The 26,159-nt window shown below is 65.4% G+C and carries 27 protein-coding genes; 12 read left to right on the top strand and 15 right to left on the bottom strand.

The features are described 5' to 3' along the window. Nucleotides 1-25 precede the first annotated feature (25 nt). Nucleotides 26-946, top strand: coding sequence for a cation diffusion facilitator family transporter (locus P9A16_RS03075; protein WP_023514856.1), 921 nt, complete (start codon nucleotides 26-28; stop codon nucleotides 944-946). Further along, nucleotides 933-1,397, top strand: coding sequence for a preQ(1) synthase (gene queF / locus P9A16_RS03080; RefSeq protein ID WP_023514855.1), 465 nt, complete (start codon nucleotides 933-935; stop codon nucleotides 1,395-1,397). The genes P9A16_RS03075 and queF overlap by 14 nt, the downstream gene beginning before the upstream one ends. Before the next feature lie 35 nt (nucleotides 1,398-1,432). Here queF and P9A16_RS03085 read toward each other — a convergent pair whose 3' ends face one another. Further along, nucleotides 1,433-2,011, bottom strand: a complete 579-nt coding sequence (locus P9A16_RS03085; RefSeq protein WP_023514854.1) for a HupE/UreJ family protein — start codon at nucleotides 2,009-2,011, stop codon at nucleotides 1,433-1,435. A 245-nt stretch (nucleotides 2,012-2,256) separates the two neighbouring features. Between P9A16_RS03085 and P9A16_RS03090 the strand changes: the two genes are divergently transcribed. Both P9A16_RS03090 and leuA read left to right on the top strand, forming a co-directional pair. Next, nucleotides 2,257-2,835: an ATP-dependent Clp protease proteolytic subunit gene (locus P9A16_RS03090; protein ID WP_024270161.1), complete on the top strand. Its 579-nt coding sequence runs from the start codon at nucleotides 2,257-2,259 to the stop codon at nucleotides 2,833-2,835. Nucleotides 2,836-3,298: 463 nt separating this feature from the next. Then, on the top strand, nucleotides 3,299-5,008 hold the full coding sequence (leuA, locus tag P9A16_RS03095; RefSeq protein WP_024270160.1) for a 2-isopropylmalate synthase: 1,710 nt from the start codon (nucleotides 3,299-3,301) through the stop codon (nucleotides 5,006-5,008). 94 nt (nucleotides 5,009-5,102) lie between these two features. Here the strand turns inward: leuA and P9A16_RS03100 are convergent, their stop codons facing one another. The 4 genes from P9A16_RS03100 to P9A16_RS03115 form a co-directional block, all read right to left on the bottom strand. Next, nucleotides 5,103-5,960: an anti-sigma factor family protein gene (locus tag P9A16_RS03100; RefSeq protein ID WP_023517262.1), complete on the bottom strand. Its 858-nt coding sequence runs from the start codon at nucleotides 5,958-5,960 to the stop codon at nucleotides 5,103-5,105. Then, entirely contained in the window at nucleotides 5,960-6,478 is a 519-nt protein-coding gene (locus P9A16_RS03105; RefSeq protein WP_024270476.1) for an RNA polymerase sigma factor, read from the bottom strand. Before P9A16_RS03105 ends, P9A16_RS03100 begins: the two co-directional genes overlap by 1 nt. 196 nt (nucleotides 6,479-6,674) lie before the next feature. Next, nucleotides 6,675-7,307, bottom strand: coding sequence for a tetratricopeptide repeat protein (locus P9A16_RS03110; RefSeq protein WP_024270475.1), 633 nt, complete (start codon nucleotides 7,305-7,307; stop codon nucleotides 6,675-6,677). 131 nt (nucleotides 7,308-7,438) lie between these two features. After that, nucleotides 7,439-8,341: a metallophosphoesterase family protein gene (locus tag P9A16_RS03115; protein ID WP_024270474.1), complete on the bottom strand. Its 903-nt coding sequence runs from the start codon at nucleotides 8,339-8,341 to the stop codon at nucleotides 7,439-7,441. A gap of 110 nt (nucleotides 8,342-8,451) precedes the next feature. On the opposite strand from P9A16_RS03115, the gene P9A16_RS03120 reads away from it, so the two are divergent. After that, the gene (locus P9A16_RS03120; protein WP_023516635.1) at nucleotides 8,452-8,952 is read left to right on the top strand and encodes an NUDIX domain-containing protein; all 501 of its coding nucleotides are present in this window, start codon (nucleotides 8,452-8,454) and stop codon (nucleotides 8,950-8,952) included. A 2-nt stretch (nucleotides 8,953-8,954) separates the two neighbouring features. On the opposite strand, the gene P9A16_RS03125 is transcribed toward P9A16_RS03120, so the two are convergent. Further along, a complete protein-coding gene (locus tag P9A16_RS03125) occupies nucleotides 8,955-9,941 on the bottom strand; it encodes a glutathione S-transferase family protein (protein WP_024270473.1) in 987 nt (328 codons plus the stop codon). Between the two features lie 283 nt (nucleotides 9,942-10,224). On the opposite strand from P9A16_RS03125, the gene P9A16_RS03130 reads away from it, so the two are divergent. Then, a complete protein-coding gene (locus tag P9A16_RS03130) occupies nucleotides 10,225-10,755 on the top strand; it encodes a GNAT family N-acetyltransferase (protein WP_023514214.1) in 531 nt (176 codons plus the stop codon). Nucleotides 10,756-10,922: 167 nt separating this feature from the next. Here the strand turns inward: P9A16_RS03130 and P9A16_RS03135 are convergent, their stop codons facing one another. The 5 genes from P9A16_RS03135 to P9A16_RS03155 form a co-directional block, all read right to left on the bottom strand. Next, nucleotides 10,923-11,456, bottom strand: coding sequence for a glyoxalase superfamily protein (locus tag P9A16_RS03135; RefSeq protein ID WP_023514213.1), 534 nt, complete (start codon nucleotides 11,454-11,456; stop codon nucleotides 10,923-10,925). 185 nt (nucleotides 11,457-11,641) lie between these two features. Then, entirely contained in the window at nucleotides 11,642-13,714 is a 2,073-nt protein-coding gene (locus P9A16_RS03140) for a hypothetical protein (RefSeq protein WP_024270472.1), read from the bottom strand. A 1-nt stretch (nucleotide 13,715) separates the two neighbouring features. Beyond that, nucleotides 13,716-16,526, bottom strand: a complete 2,811-nt coding sequence (locus P9A16_RS03145) for a DUF4159 domain-containing protein (protein ID WP_278025530.1) — start codon at nucleotides 16,524-16,526, stop codon at nucleotides 13,716-13,718. Then, nucleotides 16,523-17,443, bottom strand: coding sequence for a DUF58 domain-containing protein (locus tag P9A16_RS03150; protein WP_023516895.1), 921 nt, complete (start codon nucleotides 17,441-17,443; stop codon nucleotides 16,523-16,525). Before P9A16_RS03150 ends, P9A16_RS03145 begins: the two co-directional genes overlap by 4 nt. 13 nt (nucleotides 17,444-17,456) lie before the next feature. Next, complete coding sequence (locus P9A16_RS03155) at nucleotides 17,457-18,470, bottom strand: AAA family ATPase (protein ID WP_023516896.1); 1,014 nt, start codon at nucleotides 18,468-18,470, stop codon at nucleotides 17,457-17,459. 193 nt (nucleotides 18,471-18,663) lie between these two features. Between P9A16_RS03155 and P9A16_RS03160 the strand changes: the two genes are divergently transcribed. Genes P9A16_RS03160 through P9A16_RS03170 form a run of 3 tightly spaced genes read left to right on the top strand, consistent with a single transcriptional unit; the run spans nucleotide 18,664 to nucleotide 21,184 of the window. Beyond that, nucleotides 18,664-19,281: a DUF1285 domain-containing protein gene (locus P9A16_RS03160; protein WP_278025531.1), complete on the top strand. Its 618-nt coding sequence runs from the start codon at nucleotides 18,664-18,666 to the stop codon at nucleotides 19,279-19,281. Beyond that, the gene (locus P9A16_RS03165; RefSeq protein ID WP_023516289.1) at nucleotides 19,278-19,910 is read left to right on the top strand and encodes a CoA pyrophosphatase; all 633 of its coding nucleotides are present in this window, start codon (nucleotides 19,278-19,280) and stop codon (nucleotides 19,908-19,910) included. Before P9A16_RS03160 ends, P9A16_RS03165 begins: the two co-directional genes overlap by 4 nt. Further along, nucleotides 19,907-21,184, top strand: a complete 1,278-nt coding sequence (locus tag P9A16_RS03170; RefSeq protein WP_023516290.1) for a CCA tRNA nucleotidyltransferase — start codon at nucleotides 19,907-19,909, stop codon at nucleotides 21,182-21,184. The genes P9A16_RS03165 and P9A16_RS03170 overlap by 4 nt, the downstream gene beginning before the upstream one ends. A 152-nt stretch (nucleotides 21,185-21,336) precedes the next feature. On the opposite strand, the gene P9A16_RS03175 is transcribed toward P9A16_RS03170, so the two are convergent. From P9A16_RS03175 to hemF, 3 genes are all read right to left on the bottom strand, one after another. Next, nucleotides 21,337-21,528 (bottom strand): DUF1059 domain-containing protein, encoded by a 192-nt coding sequence (locus tag P9A16_RS03175; RefSeq protein WP_023516291.1) that lies wholly within the window; start codon nucleotides 21,526-21,528, stop codon nucleotides 21,337-21,339. Nucleotides 21,529-21,694: 166 nt separating this feature from the next. Next, nucleotides 21,695-21,943, bottom strand: a complete 249-nt coding sequence (locus P9A16_RS03180; RefSeq protein ID WP_024271235.1) for a hypothetical protein — start codon at nucleotides 21,941-21,943, stop codon at nucleotides 21,695-21,697. 85 nt (nucleotides 21,944-22,028) lie between these two features. Beyond that, nucleotides 22,029-22,940 carry an oxygen-dependent coproporphyrinogen oxidase gene (gene hemF, locus P9A16_RS03185; protein WP_024271236.1) on the bottom strand — a complete coding sequence of 304 codons (912 nt, stop codon included), beginning with the start codon at nucleotides 22,938-22,940 and terminating at the stop codon, nucleotides 22,029-22,031. Between the two features lie 171 nt (nucleotides 22,941-23,111). Here hemF and P9A16_RS03190 point away from each other — a divergent pair, with 171 nt between their 5' ends. Further along, a complete protein-coding gene (locus tag P9A16_RS03190) occupies nucleotides 23,112-23,369 on the top strand; it encodes a hypothetical protein (protein ID WP_023516294.1) in 258 nt (85 codons plus the stop codon). A gap of 4 nt (nucleotides 23,370-23,373) precedes the next feature. On the opposite strand, the gene P9A16_RS03195 is transcribed toward P9A16_RS03190, so the two are convergent. Beyond that, on the bottom strand, nucleotides 23,374-23,766 hold the full coding sequence (locus P9A16_RS03195) for a tautomerase family protein (RefSeq protein ID WP_023516295.1): 393 nt from the start codon (nucleotides 23,764-23,766) through the stop codon (nucleotides 23,374-23,376). A 95-nt stretch (nucleotides 23,767-23,861) separates the two neighbouring features. Here P9A16_RS03195 and P9A16_RS03200 point away from each other — a divergent pair, with 95 nt between their 5' ends. Both P9A16_RS03200 and P9A16_RS03205 read left to right on the top strand, forming a co-directional pair. Beyond that, a complete protein-coding gene (locus tag P9A16_RS03200; RefSeq protein WP_023516296.1) occupies nucleotides 23,862-24,734 on the top strand; it encodes a LysR substrate-binding domain-containing protein in 873 nt (290 codons plus the stop codon). Nucleotides 24,735-24,846: 112 nt separating this feature from the next. Then, a complete protein-coding gene (locus P9A16_RS03205) occupies nucleotides 24,847-26,127 on the top strand; it encodes a hemolysin family protein (protein WP_023516297.1) in 1,281 nt (426 codons plus the stop codon). The last annotated feature ends 32 nt before the right edge of the window (nucleotides 26,128-26,159 follow it).

Below are 26,159 nucleotides of genomic sequence, written 5' to 3' on the forward strand. Positions count from 1 at the left end.
CGGTTGCATGCGCATGGAGAGTGGCATGGAAAATTCTGACAGGGTCAAGCGGCTGGCGCTCTGGGGCATCCCGCTTTCGCTTTTCGTCATGGGGCTGAAGCTCGTCGCCTGGTGGGTGACGGGGTCCGTGGCGCTCCTGTCGGACGGGCTGGAATCGAGCGTCAATGTGGTGGCGGCCATCGTCGCTTTCGCCGCGATCACCTATGCGGCGAAACCGGCGGACAAGACGCATCCCTTCGGCCACCACAAGGCGGAGTATCTGTCGGCGGTCCTGGAGGGCGTGCTGATCGTCGTGGCGGCGTTGCTGATCGTTGCCGAGGCGTTGCCGGCGGTGCTTGCACCCACACAGATGGAGGCGCCGGCGCTGGGCCTTGCCATCAACTTCCTTGCGGGCGTCATCAATGTGATCTGGGCCTACACGCTCATCCGTGCAGGGAAACGCTATCGCTCGCCGGCCCTGTCGGCGGACGGACAGCACATCCTCTCCGACGTCGTGACTTCGATCGGCGTGCTCGTCGGCCTCGTTCTCGCCATCGCCACCGGCTATGCGGTGCTGGATCCGCTGCTGGCCGTGCTTGTGGCGCTGAACATCCTTTACCAGGGCTGGAAGGTCATCGCCCATTCGGTCGATGGCCTGATGGATCATGCGGTGGAGCCGGAGGAAGCGGAGGCCATCCAGGTGGCGATTGCCGCGCACGGCGCGGGCTCGCTCGGCGTGCATGACCTGAAGACGCGCAGGGCAGGGGCGGCGACCTTCGTTGATTTCCACCTCGTCGTGCCGGCGCGGATGCCCGTCGGCGAGGCGCACGACATCTGCGACCGGCTGGAGGACGCCATCCGCGCCGTGCAGCCGGGCGCGCAGATCGCCATCCATGTCGAGCCGGAGACGGAAAAGGCGCATGGGATCAGAGTGAAGATCGAAGAGGTTCACAATGAGCAAGACTGACGTATCGGGACTGTCGCAGCTCGGCCAGCCGGTCGATCTGCCGTCCAACCCGGACACCGCCGTTCTGGAAAAGGTGCCGAGCAGCCACGCCGGCACGGATTTCGTGGTGCGTTTCACCGCGCCGGAATTCACCTCGCTCTGCCCGATGACCGGCCAGCCGGATTTCGCGCATATCGTCATCGACTACATACCGGACGGCTGGCTGGTCGAATCGAAATCGCTGAAGCTCTATCTGCACTCCTTCCGCAACCACGGTGCCTTCCACGAGGACTGCACCATCGACATCGCCAAGCGCCTCGTCGGTCTGCTGGAGCCGAAATGGCTGCGTATCGGCGCCTACTGGTATCCGCGCGGCGGCATTCCGATCGATGTGTTCTGGCAGACGGGCGACGCGCCGAAGGGTGTGTGGATCCCGGATCAGGGCGTGCAGCCCTATCGCGGCAGGGGGTGAAGGTGGCGGCGGTTTGTCCCGCCGCCCGTCAGGCATCAGCCGAAGGCGAGAACCAGGCCGGTGAGCGCCGTGATGGCACCGAGGATGCGGGCCGCGATGGCGCCACCCGAAAGGCGCACGATGCCGAGGCCGAAACCGATGCCGGCAATGTGGAGCAGCGCGGTTGCGACGACGAAGCCGACGCCGAATTCGAAGGCGCCGGCGCTGCCGAGCTCGCCGCCATGGGCATGGCCGTGGAAGAGCGCGAAGGTGGCGACGATCGCGGCCGAGGCCGCCGTGTCGAGTTTTACCGCCATGGCCACGAGCAGGCCGAGGGCGACGACCGAGGCAAGGATCGCCGGCTCGACGAAGGGCAGATCGATACCTGCCAGTGCAAGGCCGAAGCCGACCGCCATCGTTGTAACGAAGGCCGCCGGCACGCCCCAGAGCGCCTTGCCGCCGATCTGTGCCGCCCAGAGGCCGACGGCGACCATGACGAGGATATGGTCGAGGCCGAAGAGCGGATGCGAGAAGCCGGCCATGAAGGAGCCGTGCTCCTCCGGATTGAGATGAGCGAAGGCCGGTACGGCCGTGACGGCGAGCGCGGCCAGCGCCAGCGGGATGCGTCTGATCATGGTGTCCCCTGCTCCGCCGGTCTGGGGAATGACCGGCGCCTGTGTCGGTAAGGCGAGGATCGTAGGAGCAGTGCCGGCGCCGGGTCCATACGCAAAGTGCGCACCTTGCCGGGCGTATTTACCCTGTTTTCCGGTGGTGCGGTGAGGCTCTATCGCCACCTATTGGTTTTGTTGCATTGTCTTGGCCAGTGAGTCGCATTATCTGACAGCGACAGGACTATTGACGAGCAATCCGGAGACTTTGGATGAGCGACGAAGACGACAAGAAGACGGAACTGCCCCTGGGCAAGGAAACGGAGGCGAACCTTTTCAAGTCGCGTTCGATCTTCATCTATGGGCCGATCAACCAGGAACTGGCGCAGAAGGTCTGCTCGCAGCTCGTGGCGCTTGCCGCCGCCAGCGACGAAGACATCCGCATCTATGTGAATTCGCCGGGCGGTCACGTCGAATCGGGCGATTCGATCCATGACATGATCAAGTTCATCAAGCCGAAGGTCTGGATGATCGGCACGGGCTGGGTCGCTTCCGCCGGTGCACTGATCTATGTCGCCGCACCGAAGGAACAGCGCCTTTGCCTGCCGAACACCCGCTTCCTCCTGCACCAACCGTCGGGCGGCACCCGCGGCATGGCGTCTGACATCGAGATCCAGGCGCGCGAGATCATCAAGATGAACGAGCGCCTCAACAAGATCTTCGCCGAAGCGACCGGCCAGCCGATCGAGAAGATCGCCAAGGACACGGACCGCGACTACTGGCTCTCGGCCGAAGAAGCCAAGGGTTATGGCCTCGTCTCGCGCATCGTGACGTCGCAGGCGGATATCTGATCCGCCCTTGCCCCTCATCCCCCTGCCGGGACCTTCTCCCCGCAAGCGGGGAGAAGGGGTAGAACGGAGAGCCCATCGCTCTTCTCCCCGCTTGCGGGGAGAGGATGCCGGCAGGCAGGTGAGGGGCGTTTCGGCAAAAATCCTGCGCCCCGCTTGCCCTTTCGTCTCTCCCCCGCTATAAGCCGCCTCATGTTGAAGACCAGCGCACAGATCATCGAACGGGTTTCTCGCGGCAGCGCAGCTGTCCGTGAGCGTTCGCGCGGCTTCTCCTCGCTTCTTCTTCTCGGCCTTACGCGCGGTTGCCGGGTTCGCTGAGGAGCGCCCGGCGGCCGAAAAGCCCGTCCGGCAATAGCTCCTCGTTTCACCCCCAATGCATGAATTCCGCTGCATTCGCCGTCGCCAAGCCCGTGTGCTTGCGCTAAGACGTTCTCGCGAATGCCGGGACGACGAAGAGACGAAGACGATGATTTTGAAGACCCATTCCCCCAAGCAGGGCATGCCCGAGGCCGTAACCAAGTATCAGGCCTACCCGACGATCAACATTGCGGACCGCACCTGGCCCGGCAAGACCATTACCGAGGCGCCGATCTGGTGTTCGGTGGACCTGCGCGACGGGAACCAGTCGCTGGTCAACCCGATGGGCCACGACCGCAAGGCCCGCATGTTCCAGCTGCTGCTGGATATGGGTTTCAAGGAAATCGAGATTGGTTTCCCCTCCGCTTCGCAGACCGATTTCGACTTCGCCCGCTGGTGTGTCGAAGAGGGCAACGTGCCGCAGGATGTCTCCCTCCAGGTGCTGGTGCAGTGCCGCCCGGAGCTGATCACCCGCACCTTTGAAGCCCTGGAAGGCGCCCACAAGCCGATCATCCATTTCTACAATTCGACGAGTGAATTGCAGCGCCGCGTCGTGTTCGCCAAGGACGTTCCCGGCATCAAGCAGATCGCCACCGATGCCGCCAAGATGATCACCGATATGGCCGCCAAGGCCGGCGGCGGCTACCGTTTCGAATATTCCCCGGAGAGTTTTACCGGCACCGAGCTGGAAGTGGCGCTGGAGATCTGCAACGCGGTCGTCGAGATCGTCAAGCCGACGGCGGACAACAAGCTGATCCTCAACCTGCCGTCCACGGTCGAGATGGCGACGCCGAATATCTATGCCGACCAGATCGAATGGATGTGCCGCAACATCGACAACCGCGAGAATGTCATCATCTCGCTGCACCCGCACAATGACCGCGGCACCGGCATCGCCGCGACGGAACTGGCGCTGATGGCCGGCGCCGACCGCGTCGAAGGCACGCTGTTCGGCAATGGCGAGCGCACGGGCAATGTCGACGTCGTCACGCTGGCCTTGAACATGTACACGCAGGGCGTCGATCCCAAGCTCGACTGCTCCGACATCGAGCGCATCAAGGCCGTCTACGAATATTCCAACGAGATGGCCATTCCCGAGCGCCATCCCTATGTCGGCGAACTGGTCTATACGGCCTTCTCTGGCTCGCACCAGGACGCTATCAACAAGGGCATGAAGGCCATCAAGAAGGCCAACAAGCCGATCTGGGAAGTGCCCTATCTGCCGATCGACCCGCAGGACGTCGGCCGCTCCTACGAGGCGATCATCCGCATCAACTCGCAGTCCGGCAAGGGTGGCATCGCCTACATCCTGCAGGAAGACTACGGCATCAACCTGCCGCGCAACCTGCAGGTGGAGTTCCGCGAGGAGATCCAGCGCATTACCGACGAAGAGGGCGTGGAGTTGCCGTCGAAGCGCATCCACGAGAGCTTCATGCAGCGCTATGTCACGCAGCCGGGCACGCGCCTGCGCTTCGTCGATCACCACACCTATCCCGATGATGCCGGCCAGAAGGGCACGCGCATCGTTGCCGCCGAGATCACCGATGGCGGCGAGACGAAGCGCATCGAAGGCAAGGGCACCGGCCCGATCGACGGGTTCATCAATGCCCTCTCGATCTATCTGGGCATCCCGATGTCGGTGGCCGACTATTCCGAGCACTCGCTCCAGCACGGCTCGAACGCGGCGGCCATCGCCTATGTCGAGGTCGAGCATCCCGGCGGCAAGCTGTTCGGCGTCGGCATCAACACGAACATCGTGACGGCCTCGCTCGAAGCCATCGTCTCGGCCGCCAACCGCGTGCTCGCCGTTCGCGGCTAAGCGTTGGCAATTCTGGAACGGAAAAAGCCCGACAGCGACGCTGTCGGGCTTTTTCGATGCCGGAAAACCGTGGGTGCACCCGCTGCGGGAATGCTCAGATCGTCGAGGAAACCGCTTCGGCGATGCGCTCCAGCGCCGGATCGGCCGAGGGGCCGACCACGACATAGGACGCGCTGCCTTTCTGCCAGGAGACGAGGCCGATATCGTTGCGCATGCTTTCGGTGAGGGCCGTGACGGTTTCGACCGGGTCGCTCTGGACGAAACAGATGGCGAAGACCTCGTTCTGGGCATTGCGATAGAGCAGCTGTGCGGCCGGCTTGCCGCCGGCGACCAACAGGCGCGCGCCTTCGAAGGTCAGGTTCTGGTCGGAAAGGTCAGGCAGCTTGAAGGGCACGCCCGTGCTGGCGGACAGCCATTCGACGATATGTTCCTTGTCGCTCGCCGGCACCTCCACGAGATGGCGTGTCTGGCGGGCGTAGATGCGGTGATAGTCGGCGATATCGTCCAGCCAGGTGCGGGCGGGGGCGAACTGGGTGGAGGCAAGCTCAGACGTGCCGTCCTGCCGTTCGCCGACGAGATAACCGGCGGCGCCGCCGGCGAGGAACAGCACGAGCGAGGCGGCAAGCGCCTTTGGCCAGACGGCGGACGGGCGGCGCGGCGCGGCCACGGCGACGGGGATGGCGGCAAAGCCCGCCTTCGGCGGCTCTTCGTCCTTTTTGCCCGCCTCCTTGATGTTGCGCACCAGATCGAGCGGAATGGGCTCCTGCAGCAGCTTGTCGAAGGCGCGCGCGCCGAAATCGCTGCCGAGCTTCAACTTCTCGAAGACAATGCGCGCGTCGTCGTCCTCGGCGAGGATCGCGTTGATCTCGTCCATTTCCGCTTCCGGCAGCTGGCCATCGAGATAGGCCGACAAGCGTACTTCGAGCGGAAGACCCTGTGTGCTCTCCACCATCAGGCCCTCCTTTCCATCTGTTCCGAGATCATGGCCGCAAGCCGGATGCGGGCCGCCGAAAGCCGGCTCATCACGGTGCCGATCGGTATGCCCAGAATATCCGCCGCCTCCCGATAGCTGTGACCTTCGACATTGACGAGGAGAAAGACACTCGAGAGACCTTCCGGCATGGTCATGATCAACTTGTGCAACTGCTTGGCATAGACCGCCTTGTCGGCCGACGCTTCGATATGCAGGCTATCCTGCTCGGCGACATCTACCGTGCCGGACCCTGTGCGGACCTTTCGCTTGCGGATCTCGTCCACCCAGAGATTGCGCGTCATGGCATAAACCCAGCTTTCCAGCCGGCCTTCCCCGTTCCATAGATGGCTCCGCGTGATGGCCCGCTCGCATGCCTCCTGCACGAGGTCGTCGGCATCGCTGCCGTTGCGCGTCAGCGTCATCGCAAAACGGCGCAACTTCGGCAGCAAATTGACCAATTCTCGCCGGAACTCATTCGATTCTGCCGTCGGACGCATTGCTTTTCCAAGGAAACGTTCGGGATCAAAACTCTATTCGCTGCCGGGCGGGCAACGACCGTCTGATATGAAACATTCTTCCTAGGGTCTGCAAGCATGAACGGCAACCCGGAGCGCAGTTTCCCGCGTTCCCTCAACGATTGATCCCTTGTCGGCCGGCGCCGTGCCGTTTCCGGACGGCGCCGCCGGCATTCTGTCAGTAAGTGGTGCGCTCGCCGCCGAGCGACTGGAGCAGCGCGCGATAGGCCCAGGTGTTCTCGCCGCCGCGATCGCGGATTTCGACGAGCTGGACACGGGCGCCTTCGATATCGCCCTGCTCGATCAGCGCCTGGCCCATATAGGAGCGGGCGAGGATATAGTTCTCGTCCTTCTGCAGCGCCCGCTTGTAATAGGCCATGCCTCGCGCCATGTCGCCGAGCTTGCGGGTGTTGTAGCCCATGTAGTTGAGGATGCGCGGATCCTCCTGGTCGTAGGCGGCGCGCAGCGCCCGAAGCGCATTCTCATGCTGGCCGGCATAGGCGAATTCGCGTGCGGCCTCATAGAGCTTATCGTCGATCTTGCGTTCGGTCTTCTTCTGCTCCTCCGTCTTCGCCTTGTCCTCGGGCGTCGTGCCCTCGGCGGGCGTGCCTTCGGCCGGCTTCAGGTCCTCGGGCGCGACGCATTCCTTCTTTTCCTCGTTCCAGATCTTGCCGTCCGTGCAGGTCGTCGTCGTTTCGGTCGCGACCGGCGGGGTGGTGGTATCGGAATCGGCTGCGCGCGCGGCCGACAGCGCCGTCAGCGAAACGGCGGCGCAGAATGAAAGCAGCATGGTGTGGCGGAGCATGGTCATGGGTTCCCTCTCGTTCTTGTCGTCTGCCCGGCGCTGGCCGTTCGAGCGGCCGGCTCTTTCGGTGCTCTTGCGGGCCGACCGTTCTGAGAGGATATGACGGGGGAATAGAGGGTTTTATTCGGCCGGGGATGCTAGAAACGCGTGGTTTCCGCCAGTGCCAGCGCAAGGCCGTCCGTCGTCAGCGCGTAGCGCTCGCGCATGACGTTCCAGTTCCCGGGGGCGCCGGAAATGGAGAACAGGTTGTAGCCCGCCGGCGGCTTGTGGCCGCCCGGCCCCTGCGAGGCCGAGGCAATGCCGACGACGGGAATCTGCTTCGTCTGCCCGGGCAGCCAATGCACCGTATTGAGGTGGGTGTGGCCGTGCAGCACGAGGTCGGCGCCACCCGTCGAGACCGTGGCGGCGAAGCGGCGGATGCCGATCATGCGCTTGTGGAGCGAGGTTGCGCCGCGGATCGGCGGGTGGTGGATCAGCACGACACGGAAGAGGCCGTGCTTCTCTGCCGCTCGCAGGAGATTGACGGTTTCGCGCGCCTGCCGCCTGCCGAAATAGCCCGAGGCGGCGAAGGGCGGCGTTGCGACCGCCGTCGAGCAGCCGATGATCGCCACCTGGCCGCGAACCCGCATGTAGGGAAAGACGTGAAAGTCCTCGTCCCATTCGGCCGGTGCGTTGTCGCCACGCATGTAGGGATACCAGGCCCTGGTCGATTTTTCGTAGGCGCCCCGCACATAGGCGTCGTGGTTGCCCGGCACGACCGAGACGTTCTCCGGCGTGCCGGCCTCCGCCAGCCAGCTTTTGACGGCGGCGATCTCGAGTGAGGAGGCAAGGTTCACGAGGTCGCCGGTGATCGCGAGATGATCCGGGTCGCGCCGCTCGAGATCGTCCAGAACGATGTCCAGCGTGTTGGCGAAGAGGTGCCGGCGCCGGTTGCGGTGCCAGTTGACGAAGCCGGTGATGCGCTTGGAAAAAAGCTCCAGGAAGGTGAGGGCAGGGAGCGGCCCGAGATGGACGTCCGATATATGGGCAAGTCTGAACATATCCTTCCTTAGTGCATAAGATGCGCAAGGGGAACGCAAGGCGTGGATATTCCTCGGTCTTTGGCGCGGTGAGACTTGATTTGGCCAAAAGCTTCCGGCGAAGTGCCGCCATGGACCAGGACAAGCCCGCCGCCGCACCACCGACCCGCAGCCGCCTCAGGCGGCTTGCGACGCGTGTGCTGCACGGCTACTTCGCGCTTTCCCGCGGCATGACGATGGGCGTGCGCGCCGCCTGCTTCGACGAGGCCGGCCGGCTCTTCCTGGTGCGTCACAGCTATGTGCCCGGCTGGCACCTGCCGGGCGGCGGCATCGAGCGCGGCGAGACGGCGCTGGAGGCGCTGGCCAAGGAGATGCGCGAGGAGGGTAATCTCGTTGCGGGTGCGGCGCCCCGGCTCGTGCACGTCTATTTCAACCGGCAGACCAGCAAGCGCGACCACGTTCTCCTCTACTGCTGCGAAGGCGTCACCCAGTCCGCGCCGCGCCTGAAGGATCGGGAGATCGTCGAGGCCGGCTTCTTCGGGCTCGACGCCCTGCCGGCCGCAACGACCGCCGCCACCCGGCGGCGACTGGAGGAGCTTGCCGGCCGGGCGCCGTTTGCCGATGTGTGGTAGGTTCAGGCCGCCTTCAGCCGCTCGCGGCCATGGGGCAGGGTCAGGTCGAGTTCGGGGCCAACGGGCACGATCCCCGTCGGATTGATCGTCGTGTGGCTGCGGTAGTAGTGCTCCTTAATGTGGCGCATGTTCACCGTTCCGGCGATACCCGGCACCTGGTAGAGTTCGCGCAGATAGCCGGAAAGATTGGGGTAATCGGCGATGCGGCGGATGTTGCACTTGAAGTGGCCGACATAGACCGGATCGAAGCGCACTAGCGTGGTGAAGAGCCGCCAATCGGCCTCCGTCAACCGGTCGCCGGTGAGATAGCGTTTCGTGGAAAGCCGGTCATCGAGACGGTCCAGCATCTCGAAGAGCTTTTGCACGGCGCCTTCGTAGGCGTCCTGTGCCGTCGCGAAACCGGCCTTGTAGACGCCGTTGTTGACGGTGTCGTAGATCGCCTCGTTGAGCACGTCGATCTCCGCACGCAGCGGTTCGGGATAATAGTCCTCGCGCGAACCGGTGATACCGTCGAAAGCCGCGTTGAACATGCGGATGATCTCAGCCGATTCGTTCGAGACCAGGCGGTTCTGTTTCTTGTCCCAGAGAACCGGCACGGTGACGCGGCCGGAATAGTGCGGATCGGCCTTCTGGTAGATTTCGTAGAGTGCGGTGGCACCGAACAGCGGATCGAGCGTGCCGCCGTTCTCGCCCTTGAACTCCCAGCCTCGGGTCAGCATCAGCGGATCGACGACGGAGACCGTGATGAGTTCTTCCAGCTTCTTCAGCTTGCGGAAGATCAGCGTGCGGTGCGCCCAGGGACAGGCATAGGAGACATAGAGATGGTAGCGTCCGGCCTCCGCGGCAAAGCCGCCTTCGCCGGTCGGTCCCGGCGCGCCGTCCGGCATGATCCAGTTGCGGAACTGCGAGGCGGCGCGCTTGAAATGGCCCTTCGTCGATTCCGTGTCATACCAGACGTCGTGCCAGACGCCGTCCACGAGCATGCCCATGATATTCTCCTTCTGCCGCCTTTCGCGGCCAAAATGTGCAGCCATAGTGCGCATGTGGACGAAGCGTGGATAGGGGCATTTTGATGAACAGTGCGTTTTGCTCTTTGACAGACGCGAAATTTCTGCTATCGGCGCAGGTCAGTACCGGCGCTCAAGCCGGCAAGGAAGACGAACCCCGCATGTTCTACACCGGAACCCCACGACGACGCTGATGCTCCTGCTGCGCCCCCTGGCGGCGGCGCGATCACCCGCATCCCTCGTTTCGTATCCGGTTCCCTGATCCATGAACATGCTCAAGCACGACCTCGTCTACCTCACGGAAGATGTCTCCCACGACGCGGCCATCGAACACATCAACGAAGAGGCCTTCGGTCCCGGCCGGCATGTGCGTGCGGCTGCGCGCATCCGCGAGCAGGGGCCGCACGACCTGTCGCTCTCCTTCGTCTGTACCGATGACGGCGAGACGATCGCCTCCGTGCGCATGACGCCGGTGCTGGCGGGCGGCGTGAAGGCACACCTGCTCGGCCCGCTCGCCGTGCGGCCGTCGCACAAGAACAAGGGCATCGGCCGGGAACTGCTGCGGATCGCCTGCGCGGCGGCCAAGCGCAAGGGTTCGGAAGCGGTGGTCCTCGTCGGCGATCCGCCCTACTACGGCCCGCTCGGTTTCGAAAAGGTCGCGTGGAATGCGCTCGCCTTCCCCGGTCCGGTCGATCCGGCCCGGGTGCTGGTGATGCCTTTTGCCGAGGATACGCATGCGCGGCTGAAGGGCATCATCTGCTGGCGGTGCAACGAGGCGGCCAAGCCCGGCGTTTAAGGCGCGCCCCTCATCCGCCTGCCGGCACCTTCTCCCCGCGAGCGGGGAGAAGGTGGAAATTGGCAAGGCCCTCCATCCATCGGACCGTCCTGCCGGGAAAACGGTGCAGCATCTTCCTTCTCCCCGCTTGCGGGGAGAAGGTGGCGGCAGCCGGATGAGGGGCAAACTCAGTCCTTCAACTCCATGAAGCGAATGTGATTGTTGAACGGATCCGTCACCGTCACCTCCAGCCGCGAGCCCTCATCCTCCAGCCCCGGCTTCATGTAGCGGTAGTCCTTGCCGATCAGCTCCTTCTGGAAGGCGCGGATGCCCGTCATGTAGACGACCATGTTGCCGCCTGGCGTCGCGTCGCCCGCATGTTCGGACAGGTGCAGCCGGAGGCCGCCGCGCGAGACCTGGGTATAGAGCGGAAAATTCTCGCCGTAGCGGTGTTCCCAATCGATGGAGAAGCCGAGGAAGCCGAGATAGAATTCGTGCGCCTTCGCCACATCGAAGATGCGGACGATCGGCACCGCCTGCTCGAACGCGATACCGGCCGGCGGCTTGGCCTCGATTTTCGCCGACAGGATATTCCACGTCTCGACGCCGAACTGGCGGGCGACGATTTCGAGGGCCTGGCTGTGGGGAATATCGATATCCCGGGCGGCGAGGGTGTCCCGCAGGGTTTTCGCCATGGTTTTTGCGTCGCGAAAGTCGCGCATGTCCGTTCCTCATATCAGGCGAAGTCTTCGTCAGTGCCCGCATTGCCGACGCCTTCGCCACGATGAACGGTGGAGAAAGGTTTTTGGGGAGGCGTTCGCCATGCCGTTGGAAAGGCGCGGGTCTGCCGGCCGCCTCCGGCCGTGCGGCGACACTAGCCGAACGTTTGGCGTGGCGCCAGAGGCGATTACCGCCCTTCGCGATACCACATGGCCGAGAAGGCGAGCAGCAGCAGGCCGACGCCGGCAAAACCGGCAAAGAGCGGCAGCGAGTTGATGCCCTTCAGCACCGTCTCGTCCGTCATTCGCAGCGACAGACGGTTCTCGTCGACGGTGCGCACCTGGCCCGACACCGGCAGCAGCGGCGGCAGGGACACGGCCTCGCCCTCCGCATCGACCAGCCGGCGCACCGTCCCCCTCGTGGCCTCGGCGAGCGGCTTCAGGCTCTCGGTGGTCGAGATCGTCGCCTTGAATTCCGGCGCGTCGACCGCGCCAACATGGACGAGGGCGGAAAGAGCATCGTTGGTGATCTCGTAGAGGCCGGTTTCCGCCGTCGGCACTTCGGCGCGGTAGAGGCCGGGTTCGGCCTCGGTGAGTACCACCTGCTGCGTTGCGCCGGAGGGCAGTTTCAGCGTCGCCTCGCCTGGCGCGTCGCCGATCGTCTGGCGGTTGATCTGGAGCGTGCGGCCGAATGTGCGGGCGGTCAGCGCCTCCTCCTCCAGCGCCGGCTCCTGCATCAGCCAGTGCGCCGTGCGGCGATAGAGCGAGACATGCGGGCCGCCCCCTTCGAAACCGCGCGCCCAGAGCCAGCCCTGGTCGGAAAGCAGCATGGCGACGCGGCCCTTGCCGGCGCGGTTCAGCACCAAGAGCGGCTTGCCGTCGTTGGCCTCCATCACGACATTGCCGTCCGGGCGCTGGACGTCGACGGTGCGGAACCAGCGGCCCCAGCGCGGGGGCTCCTCGCCCGCGCCTTCGAGGCCGCGCGTGACGGGGTGCTTTTTGCCCTGGTCCGAAAGACGCGGATAGAAGGGTGCCTCGTTCATCGCGCCCGTCGGGTTCGCCGGCAGCACGACCGAGAGCGGGGTGCCTGCGATGGAATCGTTGCCTGCATGCTCCGGCCCGGCTGCGATCAGCAGCGCGCCGCCGTTTTCCACGTACTGGGCGATGTTGTCGTAGTAGAGGATCGGCAGCACGCCGCGGTGCTGGTAGCGGTCGAAAATGATGAGATCGAATTCGTTGATCTTGTCGACGAAGAGCTCGCGCGTCGGGAAGGCGATCAGCGACAGTTCGTTGATCGGCGTGCCGTCCTGCTTTTCCGGCGGACGCAGGATGGTGAAGTGCACGAGGTCGATGGCCGTGTCGGACTTCAGGAGGTTGCGCCAGGCGCGCTCGCCGGCATGCGGCTCGCCCGAGACCAGCAGCACGCGCAGGTTCTCGCGGATGCCCTCGATGACATGGACGGCGCGGTTGTTCGCCGTGGTGATCTCGCCCGCGACCGGCTCGACCTCGAACTCCAGGATATTGTTGCCGCCGCGCGGGACGGTGAAGCCGAGCGGGTGTTCGGTGCCCGGCTGGGCGATTTCCGAGGCGATCTCGTTGCCGTTGAGGCGCACGGTCACGCGGGCGGTGCCGCCGGGGCCTGTGCCGTCGTCCACCACGCGGAATTTCAGCTCCTGCGGCTCGCCGACAATGCCGAAGCGCGGCGCGCTGACGATCTCGATGCGGCGGTCGAATTCATCCGGCCGGCCGGTGACGAGGGCATGTACCGGCGCTTCGAAACTGGAGAAGGCCGATGCCTCCGGAATGTCGTGCACCTGGCCGTCGGTGATGAGGATCGCACCGCCGACGCGTGAGCGCGGCACATCGGCGATCGCGGCGTTGAGCGCGTCGAAGAGGCGGGTGGAGGGCGTGTCAGACGTGCCGTCGTCGCCGGCCTCCACGATGCGCGGCTCGATGCGGGGATAGCGCGAAAACCGTTCCTTGAGGCCTTCGAGCGCGGCGTCGGTCTGCGCGGTGCGCTGTTCGTTGTCCTGGCTCTGGCTGCGGTCGACGATGACGGGCACGACCGTCGACAGCGCCTCGCGATCCTCCTGCAAAAACACCGGGTTGGCGAGGGCGAAGACGAGAAGAGCGAGCGCCAGCGCGCGGATGAAGGCGCCGCGCAGGCCACGCCAGAAGCCGAGGGCGGCAAGCGCGATGCCGACGAGGGCGATTGCGCCGATGGCGAGCCAAGGCAGGAAGGGCGAGAACTGGAGGGTCATGTCATTGTCCCAGCCGTTCGAGGAGGGCGGGAACGTGCACCTGGTCCGCCTTGTAGTTGCCGGTCAGCATGTACATCATGATGTTGACGCCGGCGCGGAAGGCGTGGTCGCGCTGGATTTCATCCGGCGGCACGGTCGGCAGCAGCGCCATGCCGTTGGCATCGACCGCCCAGGCGCCGGCGAAATCGTTGCCGGTGATCATGATCGGCGAGACGCCGTCGCCTGCGCGGGCCGGGCGGCTCGGGTCCTCTGCGCGGTCAAGCTCGGCCTCGATCCAGAGCGGGCTGCCGGCATAGCGGCCGGGGAAGTTCGCGAGCAGGTAGAACGCCTTGGTCAGGACGTGGTCGGCCGGAACGGGTTCGAGCGGGGGAATGTCGAGATTGGCGAGGATCGCCTGAAGGCGTTCGGTGTTCGGGCTCGTGGAGTTGCCGTCGAGCGAGACATATTGATCGCGGGTGTCGAACAGAACCGTACCGCCATTGCGCATATAGGCGTCGATGCGGCTGATCGCGGCGCTGGAGGGCATTTCTGCGCTGGCGCTCACCGGCCAGTAGATGATCGGGTAAAGCGACAGCTCGTCCCTGGAAATATCGACGCCGACAGGTTCGCCGGGCTCCAGCGTGGTGCGGTAGGTGAGGAATTCCGTGAGGCCGGCAAGGCCGCGTTCGGAGATGCGGTCCACTTCGCCCTCGCCGGTGACGACATAGGCGATATGCGTCGTGTCGAGCCGCGACATGATCGTCTCGTCGCCCGGTTTGTTGTCGGCCGCGCGGCTTTCCGACGGCGCGACGATCAGCGCGCCGGCGACGAGTGCCAGAAGCACGGCGGCGGTCGCGCCGCGTTTCGGCACGCTGCGGGTGGCGGCAGCGAAGGCGCCGCCCATGAAGAGCACGATGGCGCAATCGGCAAGCAGCAGGAGGGCGGCGAGGGTGAAGAGATGCGGTTTCAGCGACCAGGTCTCCTTGCCGGCAAGCGGCTCGCGCGTGACGCTCGCGCCGTCAGCGATGGCGAGCGGGCGGATCTCGTGGCCGGGCGGGAAGAGGTTGTGGGCGACATAGCCGTCCTCCGTGCCGTAAAGGCCGGGCGGGTTGTCGAAGCTTGCGATCGCCTTCGTGGCATTGCCCGTGGCGAGCGGCTTTGCTTCGCCGGTCGCGGCGGCAAGCGTGCCGTTCGCGGTCATCAGCCGGTAGGGCGGCAGGCCCTGCGTCTCTGCGGCATCGCCGGTCGAAACGCCGCCGCCGCGCGAAAGCTGCACGGTGCGGCGGAGCATTTCGACGAAATCGCCTGACAGCGGCAGGTTGGACCAGCCGGTTTCCGCGCTGATGTGGAAGAGCACGATGCGGCCGGAGCCGAGCGGGCCGGTCGTCACCAGCGGCGTGCCGTCGGCAAGGTTTGCCCAGGTACGCTCGGCAAGGTCGGGCGTCGGTTCGGCGAGCACCTGGCGCTTGATGAGGATGCCTTCCGGTGCGCGCATGCCGAAGAACGGGCTGTTTTGCGGATAGGCGGACAGCGGTTGCGGCTCGGACCACGACAGCGCGCCGCCCAGTGCCCGTTCGCCCTTGCGCAGCATGACCGGCACCAGAGGATCGTCCGCGGGGGCGGCGGCGAGGCGCGGGCCGGCGAAGCGGATGAGCATGCCGCCGGCCTCGATCCAGCGCTGCACCGCGCCCTGCACATCCTCCGGCAGGCGGCCGATATCGGCCATGATCAGCACGGAGGGGTGTTGCTCCAGAAGCTCGGGAATGGCGACCGAGAGGTCGGCGACGCTCGGCTCGATCAGGTCGGCATAGGGCGCGAGCGCGCGGTTGATATAGTGCAGCGGCGAGAGCAGCGGCTGGCTGGCATCGACCACCTCGCCGGAGAGGAAGGCGACGCGGCGGCGGCGGAAACCGTCGTCGAGAAGATAGGTGCCGCCGGCGTTTGCCAGCCCGTCGATGGCGATGCGGGCAAAATCGTTGCGCAGTTCGAAGGGGGCGGTAATCGTGCCCGTCGTCGTCGTGCTGCCGGCGGCGAAATCGGCGGTTCCGGTCGCGATCGGCCGGCCGCGGGAGTCGTGCGCCGTCAGCGGCAGGCTGCGCGCTGCGCCGCCGTCGAGGCGGGTGAGGGTCACCGAGAGCGCATCCGAACCGTTGTTCGCCGCCGTGATGGCGACCGCCGGCGATCCGTCCCCGGCGATCAGGCGGAAGTCGGCGGGCGAGAGAGCTTGCAGCGCGGAGACCGTCTCGTCGGTCTCGCCGCCCGCCATGCCGTCGCTGAGGAAGGCGATGGTGCCCGGCGCGGTGCCGTCGAGCGCGGTGCGGAGCGACGCGACGGCACCGGCGCGGTCGGCCGGCAGCGGGCGGACTTCCGCCGCGGCAAGACGGGTGCGTGCGGTCGCGGCATCGACGGGCACGGCGTCGTGCTGTCGGTCGGCGGTCAGCACCAGCGAGATCGGGACGTCGCGGCTTTCGGCATCGTCGATCAGCGTCGATGCCGTGTCGATGCGCTGTTGCCAGTCGGTGGCGCTGGCCCAGCTATTGTCGACGACGAGGGCGAGGGGGCCGCTCGACGCGAGCGTGTTGGTGCGCGGGTTGAAGACCGGATCGGCGATCGCAAAAATGATCGCGGCGGCCATGAGCATGCGCAGCAGCGTCAGCCACCAGGGGCTTTGCGCCGGCGTCTCCTCGCGCTTCGTGATCGAGGCGAGGATGGCAAAGGGCGGGAAGACCTCGGTGAGCGGTTTTGGCGGGGTCAGACGCAGCAGCCACCAGATAACCGGCAGCAGCACCAGCGTCGTCAGCACGGCGGGGAATGCGAAGGCGAAGGCGCTCATCGGCCGCGGCCCTCCGTCTTCATGGCCGGCATGCCGGAGAGATACATGTGCACGGCGACCAGCGCCTCCGACGCGAGCCGGTCGGTGCGGTGGGGCACGAAACTCCAGCCGAGATGGCGCAGATTGTCGGCGAGCGTGTCGCGGCGCGCGCTATAGGCGCGGGCGTAGTCTTCCTTCAGCGTCTCGGCGCGGCCGGCGGTAAGTTTTTGGCCGCTTTCGGGATCGGTAAATTCGGTGCGGCCGACATAGGGGAAGGTTTCTTCCGCGGGGTCGGCGATTTCGACCACATGGCCTCTAAGGCCCCGGCGCGCAAGCGGGCCGAGGCGCTCCATGACGTCCTCGACGGGATCCAGAAAATCGCCGATCAGCACGATATCGCTGTTGCCGCGGATCATGCCCGTGTCCGGCAGGCCGCTGACGGAGGCGTTGTGCATCAGGGCGGTGGCGAGGCGTTCGGCGGCGTTGCGCGCGGCGATCGGCTCCATCACGCCGGGGCAGCCGATGCGCTCGCCGGAGCGCGCGAGGATTTCGGCGAGCGCCAGCATGAGGACCAGCGCGCGGCTCTCCTTCGAGACGCTGCCGAAGGTGGATTTGTACATCATAGACGGCGAAAGGTCGGCCCAGATCCAGACGGTGTGGGCGGCCTCCCATTCGCGGTCGCGCACATAGGTGTGGTCGTCGCGGGCCGAGCGCCGCCAGTCGATGCGGGCAAGGCTCTCGCCGTCGACATAGGGGCGGAACTGCCAGAAATTTTCACCGATGCCGCGCTTGCGGCGGCCGTGCCAGCCGGCGATCACGGTGTTGGCAAGGCGCTGGGCTTCCACCATGCAATCGGGGATGAGGGCAGCGCGCGCCTGCGCCCGCGAAAGCACCTCGCGGGTCGGTGTTGGCTCGACGATCTGGCCGACGGACGCCATGCGCTCTCCCCGCTCAGCCGCCGGCCTGCCGGACGAGGCCCGCGATGACGTCCCGCACCGACATGCCTTCCGCGCGGGCGCCGAAGGTCAGCGCCATGCGGTGCTGGAGGATCGGTTCGGCGAGCGCCAGCACGTCGTCAACGGAGGGCGCGAGGCGGCCTTCGTAGAGCGCGCGAGCGCGGGCGCAGAGCATCATCGCCTGGCCGGCGCGCGGGCCCGGGCCCCAGGCGACGTGTTTGTCTGTCGAGGCGACGCCGTTGCCGGGGCGGGCGGAGCGCACCAGCGAGAGGATCGCGTCGAGCACCTTCTCGCTCACCGGCATCTGGCGGATGAGGGTCTGGATCTCGATGAGGCGATCGGCGGCGATGGCGGCGCTCGCCTGTGCCTCGTGCACGCCGGTCGTTTCGAGCAGGATCTGCCGTTCGGCGGCGAGTTCCGGATAGTGCACGTCGACCTGCAAGAGGAAGCGGTCGAGCTGGGCTTCGGGCAGCGGATAGGTGCCTTCCTGCTCCAGCGGGTTCTGCGTCGCCAGCACATGGAAGGGTTTTGGCAGGTCGTTCGCCCGGCCGGCGACCGTCACATGGTATTCCTGCATCGCCTGGAGCAGGGCGGACTGGGTGCGCGGCGAGGCACGGTTGATCTCGTCGGCCATCAGGAGCTGGGTGAAGATCGGGCCGGGCACGAAGCGGAAGGAGCGCTTGCCGTTCTCGTCCTGATCCATCACTTCGGAGCCGAGGATATCGGAGGGCATCAGGTCGGGCGTGAACTGGATGCGGCTGGAGGAGAGGCCGAGCACGGTGCCGAGCGTTGCGACCAGCTTGGTCTTGGCAAGGCCCGGTACGCCGACGAGCAGGGCGTGGCCGCCTGACAGTACGGCGAGCATGGTCTGTTCGACCACGCTTTCCTGACCGAAGATGACCTTGCCGACCTCCTGCTTGATGGCGGCGATGTCGGAGAGCGCCCGTTCCGCGGCGGCGATCACCGCTTTTTCGTCCAGGCCTGCCTCGGGGGAATTCTGAACGCCCATGGTCGTCTCCGCTACCGATCTCAAATTTTGAGGCGAATCGTGGTCTTGCCGCGTTCGCTTCATACATAGAAAGCTTATTAGCTCACCCGTGGCTGACAAGCGGCCACGAAATGACTATCTCGTGAGTGTATCCACCCTTTCCTCTGGGGAGGAAGGGCCTCTCGCGGAGATAGGGTTCAACCGGGACGGAACAATGGCAACGGGCGAAATTCGCGAAAGCGGCGATGCGGCGGGACTGGCCGCGCTGATTTCCCGCGCGGGCGCTGAAACCGGCGGGCGCGGCCTGCCGCCGGTCGAGCGCTGGAACCCGCCGTTCTGCGGCGATATCGATATGGAGATCCGCGCCGACGGTACCTGGTTCTATCTGGGAACGCCGATCGGCCGCGCGCCGCTGGTGCGGCTTTTCTCGACCGTGCTGCGCAAGGACGAGGACGGTAAGGTCTATCTGGTGACGCCGGTCGAGAAGGTCGGCATCCGCGTCGTGGATGCGCCGTTCCTGGCGGTTGAAATGAATGCGTCGGGCGAGGGCGAGGGGCAAAAACTCACTTTCCGCACCAATGTCGGCGATGTCGTCGAGGCCGGGCGGGAGCACCCGCTGCGTTTCGTCATCGAGGGTGAGAACAGCGAGCTGAAGCCGTATCTCCTCGTGCGCGGGCGGCTGGAGGCGCTGGTCTCGCGGGCGATGATGTACGAGCTGGTCGGCCTCGGCGAGACGATTGAGATCGACGGTGTAAAAATGTTTGCGGTGCGCTCGGGCGGCAAGGTTTTTCCCGTCATGCCGGCGGCAGAGCTGGACGCGCTGTCGCGATGAGCTTTCCCCCTTTTAGTGCCGCGGAATTTCGCCGCCGGGCGATGGAACAGACGCTGACGCTCGGCGAGGAGAGCTGGCGCGAACATGGCGACAGCCTGCTGAACCCCGGCGTCATCCCCCATATCGAAGGCATGAAGCTGCGCGATGCCGCGGTGCTGATCCCCGTCGTCGATGATGGCGAGGAGGCGCGCGTCATCTTCACGCAGCGCACCGCGACGATGCGCAAACATTCCGGCCAGGTCGCCTTTCCGGGCGGCGCGGTCGATGACGAGGACACCGATGTCGAGACGGCGGCGATGCGCGAGGCGGAGGAGGAGATCAGCCTCGACCGCCGCTTCGTCGAGCCCGTTGGGCGGCTGCCGCAATACAAGGCGCTATCGGGCTTTTCCATCACGCCGGTCCTTGCTGTGGTGCAGCCGGGTTTCGAGCTCACGCCCAATCCGGCGGAAGTCGAGACGGTTTTCGACGTACCGCTCTCCTTCCTGATGGACCCGCGCAACCACGAACGGGGCAGCGGCGTCTGGCTCGGCGGCGAGCGGCATTATTATCGCATGCCCTATGAGGGGCATAATATCTGGGGCATCACCGCCGGCATCGTGCGGGTGATCTATGAAAGGCTTTATGCATGACGTCTGTTTCGGGCGAGGCGTGGTTTGCCGATCCGGCGCTCGTTCGCGTGCTGGCGCTCTTGAACAGTGACGGCGGGGAGGCGCGCGTCGCCGGCGGGGCCGTGCGCAACAGCCTGATGGGCCTGCCGGTCGCCGATGTCGATATCGCGACGACGCTGCGGCCCGAGGTGGTTGTCGAGCGAGCGAAGGAAGCCGGCATCAAGGCGGTGCCGACGGGCATCGAGCATGGCACGGTGACGCTCGTCATCGAGGGCAAACCCTTCGAGGTGACGACGTTGCGCCGCGACATTTCCACCGACGGCCGCCACGCCGAAGTCGCCTTCGGCACGGACTGGCGGGCGGACGCCGAACGGCGCGACCTGACGATCAATGCGCTCTACGCCGATGCCGGCGGTGCGGTCATCGATCTCGTGGGCGGCCTGCCGGATATCGAAAGCCGCACCGTGCGTTTCATCGGCGATGCGGGAACGCGCATCGCGGAGGATCACCTGCGCATCCTGCGCTTTTTCCGCTTCTTTGCGCTCTACGGCAGCGGCCGGCCCGATGCGGACGGGCTGAAGGCCTGCGCACGGGCGAAGGGCAGCCTTGGAAAACTTTCAGCCGAGCGCGTCTGGTCCGAGACGAAGAAATTGCTCGTAGCGCCCGATCCCGGCCGCGCGCTGCTGTGGATGCGGCAGGCGGGCGTGCTCACCGAAATCCTGCCTGAGACGGAAAAGTGGGGCATCGATGCGATCCCCGGCCTGATCCATGCCGAAAAGGCGTTCGGCTGGAAGCCCGACCCGATGCTGCGCCTTGCCGCCATGGTGCCGGCGGATCGCGACCGGCTGAAAGCACTCGCCGAGCGCCTGCGCCTTTCCAAGGCGGAGGCGTCCGTTCTCGACCATTGGGCGGCCGCGCCGGAAATCGCGCCGAAACTTGCCGAGACGGCATTCGAGCGGCTGCTTTATCGCAGCGGTGTGCAGGGGCTGACGATGCGGCTGAAGCTGGCACTGGCGTCCGCCCGGGCGCGGGGCCTTGGTGACCCGGAGGCGCTCGCCTTTGCCGGCCTTTGCCAGCGGCTTCTTGCCCGGGCCGAGAAATGGCACCGGCCGACCTTCCCGCTGAACGGCGCGGACGTGCTTGCCGCAGGTATTCCCGCCGGCCCGAAGGTCGGTGCGGTTCTGGGGGCGATCGAAGAGGCATGGGTGGCGGGCAACTTCCATGACGGCCGCGCAAAGCTGCTTGCCCGTCTGGCGGCGATGGCAAAGGAGGAGGGGGAACCTTCCACGCCCTGAGCGCATCACGATCCTTGAGGTTCGCGTCTGACGTCAGGCTTTTGATTTTCCGGGTGCTACCGCAAACGGTTCATTTCGCGCCATAGGCTATTTGACCTTCTCCCCGGCGGGGAGAAGGTGAGCAGGCGGTGTGAATTTATCGGAAATGCCTGTCAGGCGGCGTCGGCCGCCTTCTCGTCGACGATGCGTTCCTTGATGTGATCGACCATGCTTTCCCGGATGATCGCCTCGCCATGGGCGGTGCGCATATGCTCGACCGCACGGCGGACGACTTCGGCGTCGTCATTGGCCCGCGTATGCCAGTCGCATCCGGGGACGAGTGAACCGCATTCAAAAAGTCTCATGACCTATCTCCTGTCGTTTCAGCGGAACCAGTGTAGCAGATGAGGCCCGATCAGCCAAATTGCAGCCGGGCCTGCGGCATCAGGAAGCCGTCCCATCAAACGGCAAAAGCCGCCCGAGGTTCCGCCCCGGGCGCGATTTCGTTGCTGCATTTCCAGCCGGCTGTTGTCAGGCCGCGTCGTCCTTCGCCCAGGCGTCGAAGCAGCAGGACGACTGGAATTGCGCCGGGGTGGTGTGGTGATCGACGAGATGATGCACCACGCCGCTGGCAAGCCGCAGCCGGGCTTCTTCGACGAAATAGGCGTGCGGCAGGTCCAGCCCGCTCTCGGCACGTATGGTTTCGGCGAAACGATCGAGAAATTCGGGAGATTTCGGGTCGGAACCCGTCTGCATTGCCTCTTGTGCTGCAATCTTCATGACTGCTTCCTCCATGGACTCATGCAGCAGGCATTATACCACGGAAGGCGTAGGTCTGTAATCACAAGGCAGGGAGGGCCGGCCTTCAGGGCCAGCGCACCACCGGGGGAAGCGAGGAGAGGATCGACTCGACATTGCCGCCCGTCTTGAGGCCGAAGATCGTGCCGCGGTCGTAGAGCAGGTTGAACTCGACATAGCGGCCGCGCCGCACGAGCTGTTCGTCGCGGTCTTCTTCCGTCCAGCCCTTGTTGAAGTTCGACCGCACGATCTTCGGATAGACCATGGCGAAGGCGCGCCCGACATCCTGGGTGAAGGCAAAATCGGCATCCCAGCCGCCAAGCTCTTCCGACGAATGCAGCCAGTCGTAAAAAATGCCGCCGGTGCCGCGCGGTTCATTGCGGTGCTTCAGGAAGAAGTAGTCGTCGCACCAGGCTTTGAATTTCTGGTGATCGGCGACGGGATGGCGGTTGCAGGTGATCTCCATCGCCTTGTGGAAGAGCGTGGTGTCCGGATCGTCCATCATGCGGCGGCGGTCGAGCACCGGCGTCAGGTCCGCACCCCCGCCGAACCAGCGGCTGGTGGTGACGACCATACGCGTGTTCATGTGCACGGCGGGTACGTTGGGGTTCACCGGATGGGCGATGAGCGAGATGCCGGAGGCCCAGAAACGCGGGTCCTCGCTCGCGCCGGGAATCTGGCCGCGGAACTCCGGCGAGAATTCGCCATAGACGGTCGAGGTGTGCACGCCGACCTTCTCGAAGACGCGGCCTTCCATCATCGACATGCGTCCGCCGCCACCTGCGCCGCCCTCGCGCAGCCAGTCCTTGGCGACGAAACGGCCGGGCTGCATGTCGGAGAGCGGCCCTTGCAGGTCGTCCTCAAGCGCCTCGAAGCTGGCGCAGATCGCGTCGCGCAGCTGCCCGAACCAGGCCTGCGCGGCGGTCTTCTTCTCTTCGATGTCCTCGGGCAGGCCTTTCGGCAGGTCTGGTCGTTCCATGGTGCTTCCCGCTGGCGGGCAGCCCGCCGAATCGTATTTTCGCCACAGTCCAAAACTTTGCGCCATTTGGCAACCGCGGGCGGGGCATCGGCTGGGGACGACGGGACTCGCAAAACGCGCGGGGGCGGCTTATCTTTCCTCCGTTGAATGTGCTGCCAGGAGGAAATCTGCATGGCGCGTGTTCCCGGTCCGCCCCCGCTTGAAGGGCTCCGGCGCCATATCGAGCGTCGCCGTCGCGAAAAACCCGCCCGCGAAGGCCATTTCGTCCGCGAGACCTTCTGCCTCGACCGGCAGGCGGCGCGGGAGAAGGCGCGTGAATGGTTCGACCTCTGGCCGAAGGCCGCCTACTGGACCGAGGTCGAAAGCTGGCGCGCCATGGAGGGCGACCGCATCGAATTCACGATGCGCCGCCTGCCGAGCGCCGATTGATGCGTCACGCCGCAAGGGCGACGCGCCGGCTTTCCTGTGTCCGGCCACCGTAACCCCAGCTGTCCATCGCGATATCGCGGATGACCACATAGGTCACGGGATCGAGGTGTGCGCCCAGCGTCTCCGCAAGCAGGGCATAGGCGGCGGCGATGAAGCGGGCCTTTTCCTCTGCCGTGTTGGTGCCCTCGCTGATCAGGATTTCGAAATGGCCGGCCACCTTCTGCCGTCGCGCGCCGATGGTCCAGTTGGCGATCGGCGTTCCCTCGACGAGGACGGCGGTCGCTTCGGCGCGCTTGCCGAGCAGCGTGACGGCAAGGCGGGTCGCCTCGTCCTGAAGGTGCAGGCGCTCGCCGTCCGTCAGGTTCTTGCCGGCGAGGCGGATGTGGAGGAAGGGCATGGTCGTCTCCTGTCTCGTGTTGACGGAAGGAGCCTATTGCGCGACTATTGTTTTTAAAATTGAGAAGTATTGCTTATATGGTTTTGGAAAACTAAATGGTCTCTCCGCGCAACTTCGACATGGACGTGCTGCGCACGTTTGTTACGGGCGTGCGCCTCGGCAGCTTTGCGAAAGCCGCGGAGGCGCTGGGGCGGACGCCGCCGGCCGTCAGCCTGCAACTGAAGAAACTGTCTGAACTCAGCGGTCAGACGCTTTTCGTCAAGCAGGGCCGGGGCCTCGTACTCACCGATGCCGGCGAAGCCTTGCACGACTATGCGGTGCGCATTCTCGACCTGAACGACGAGGCGATGATGATGCTGGGCTCCAGCCGGGCGCTCGACGGCTGGCTGCGGCTCGGTATCCCGCAGGACTTTGCGGAGACCTCGCTGCCGCCGGTGCTCGGCCGCTTTTCGCGGGCGCACCCGAAGCTGCGCGTCGAAGCGCGGGTCGATCGCGGGGCCAAGCTGGTGGCGGCGGTCGAGCGCGGCGATCTCGACATGGCCGTCACCTGGGGCGGCCAGAAGAGCGCCCATTGCCGGCACATCGCCACCCACCCGGTCGTCTGGATCGCGGCCGTCGACCATGACATCTCCGCCGGCGCGCCGGTGCCGCTCATTGCGTTCGATCCACCCTGTACGTTCCGGGCGGCCGCCGTCGAGGCGCTTTCTGCGACCGGACGGGAATGGCGCCAGGTCTTTTCCAGCCCCGGGCTTGCGGGGCTCTGGGCGGCGGTGACGGCCGGGCTCGGCGTGACAATCCGCACGACCACGGGCATGCCGTCCCATCTGCGTGTGCTCGACCCACAACAGGCGGGGCTACCGTTGCTCGGCAGTATCGACCTGATGCTGCACACGGCCGAAGCACAGCCGCCCGCGCCGGTCGGACGGCTGCGTGACATCCTCCTCGAAATGCTCGTGATCCCCACCTGACACGACCGTGATCGGCAAGTTCGATTGACGGCGACCCGCCGCGCCCCTATCTTGCGGCCATCGTCATCAACAGAAAGGCGCCGTTGCGGTTCAGAAGCACGGCTCACAGTCCTTGTTCGAACTCGCGATTGCTGTCTTCCTTATCCTCTTCAATGGGGTCTTTGCCCTTTCCGAACTTTCCATCGTTTCTGCCCGAAAGCCGCGCCTGAAGACCATGGCTGCGCAGGGCTCGCGTGGCGCTGCGGCAGCGCTGAAGCTGGCGGACCACCCCGGAAAATTCCTCTCCACCGTCCAGATCGGCATCACCCTCATCGGCATTCTCGCCGGTGCCTTCTCGGGTGCCGCGCTCGGCGGACGCCTGCGTGACATCCTCTATGCCGAGGGCGTGCCGGACTGGCTGGCCGATCCGCTCGGCTACGGTATCGTCATCTTCATCATCACCTATCTGTCGGTGGTGGTCGGCGAACTGGTGCCCAAGCAGATCGCATTGAAGAACCCGGAGCGTTTTGCCGCGCTCGTCGCGCCCGCCATGTCGCTGCTCTCGAAGATCGGTGCCCCGGCGGTCTGGATCCTCGATGCCTCGACGCGGTTGATCTTCCGTCTGCTTGGCCAGCATCAGGTCGCCGAAAGCATCGTCACCGACGAGGAAATCAAGACCATCGTCGCCGAGGCGGAAGCTGCCGGTGTCATCGAGGGCGGCGAAAAGCTGATGATCGCTGGCGTCATGCGCTTCTCCGACCGTGAGGCGCGCGGTCTCATGACCCCGCGCAACGATGTCGACTGGATCGATCTCGGCGACACGGTGGAGGAGATCCACAAGACCCTGACCGACAGCCCGCATTCCCGCCTGCCGGTCGCCGATGGCGGGCCGGAGACGATCGTCGGCATCGTGCAGAAGCGTGAGTTGCTTTCGGCCCTGTTGAACGGCCAGCCGCTCGACATCCGCAGCTTCGTGCGCCCCGCGCCGATCGTGCCCGATACGATGGATGCCATGCGTGTGCTCGAAACGCTGCGCAATTCCGAAGTGCCGATCCTGCTCATCCATGACGAATACGGCCACTTCGAAGGCATCATCACGCCTGCCGACGTGCTGGAGGCGATTGCCGGCGTGTTCCGCGCCGATATCGAGGAAGGCGACGACGATTATGCGGTGCAGCGCGAGGATGGCTCCTGGCTGATCTCCGGCTCCATGCCGATCGACGAGATGGCCGACCGTCTCGGCCTGCAGCTGCCGGCCCGCCGCAGCTACCAGACCGCGGCCGGCCTCGTCATCGAATCGCTGCAGAAGCTGCCGAAGACCGGCGAGATCACGGAAACCCAAGGCTGGCGTTTCGAGGTCGTCGACATGGATGGTCGCCGCGTCGACAAGCTGCTCGCCACGCGGCTGGATTAATCCGACACCACAAATGCGGTTGTGTCCCGCTG

Origin of the sequence: Shinella sp. 838, from assembly GCF_029623935.1 — a bacterium.
Classification (GTDB): domain Bacteria; phylum Pseudomonadota; class Alphaproteobacteria; order Rhizobiales; family Rhizobiaceae; genus Shinella.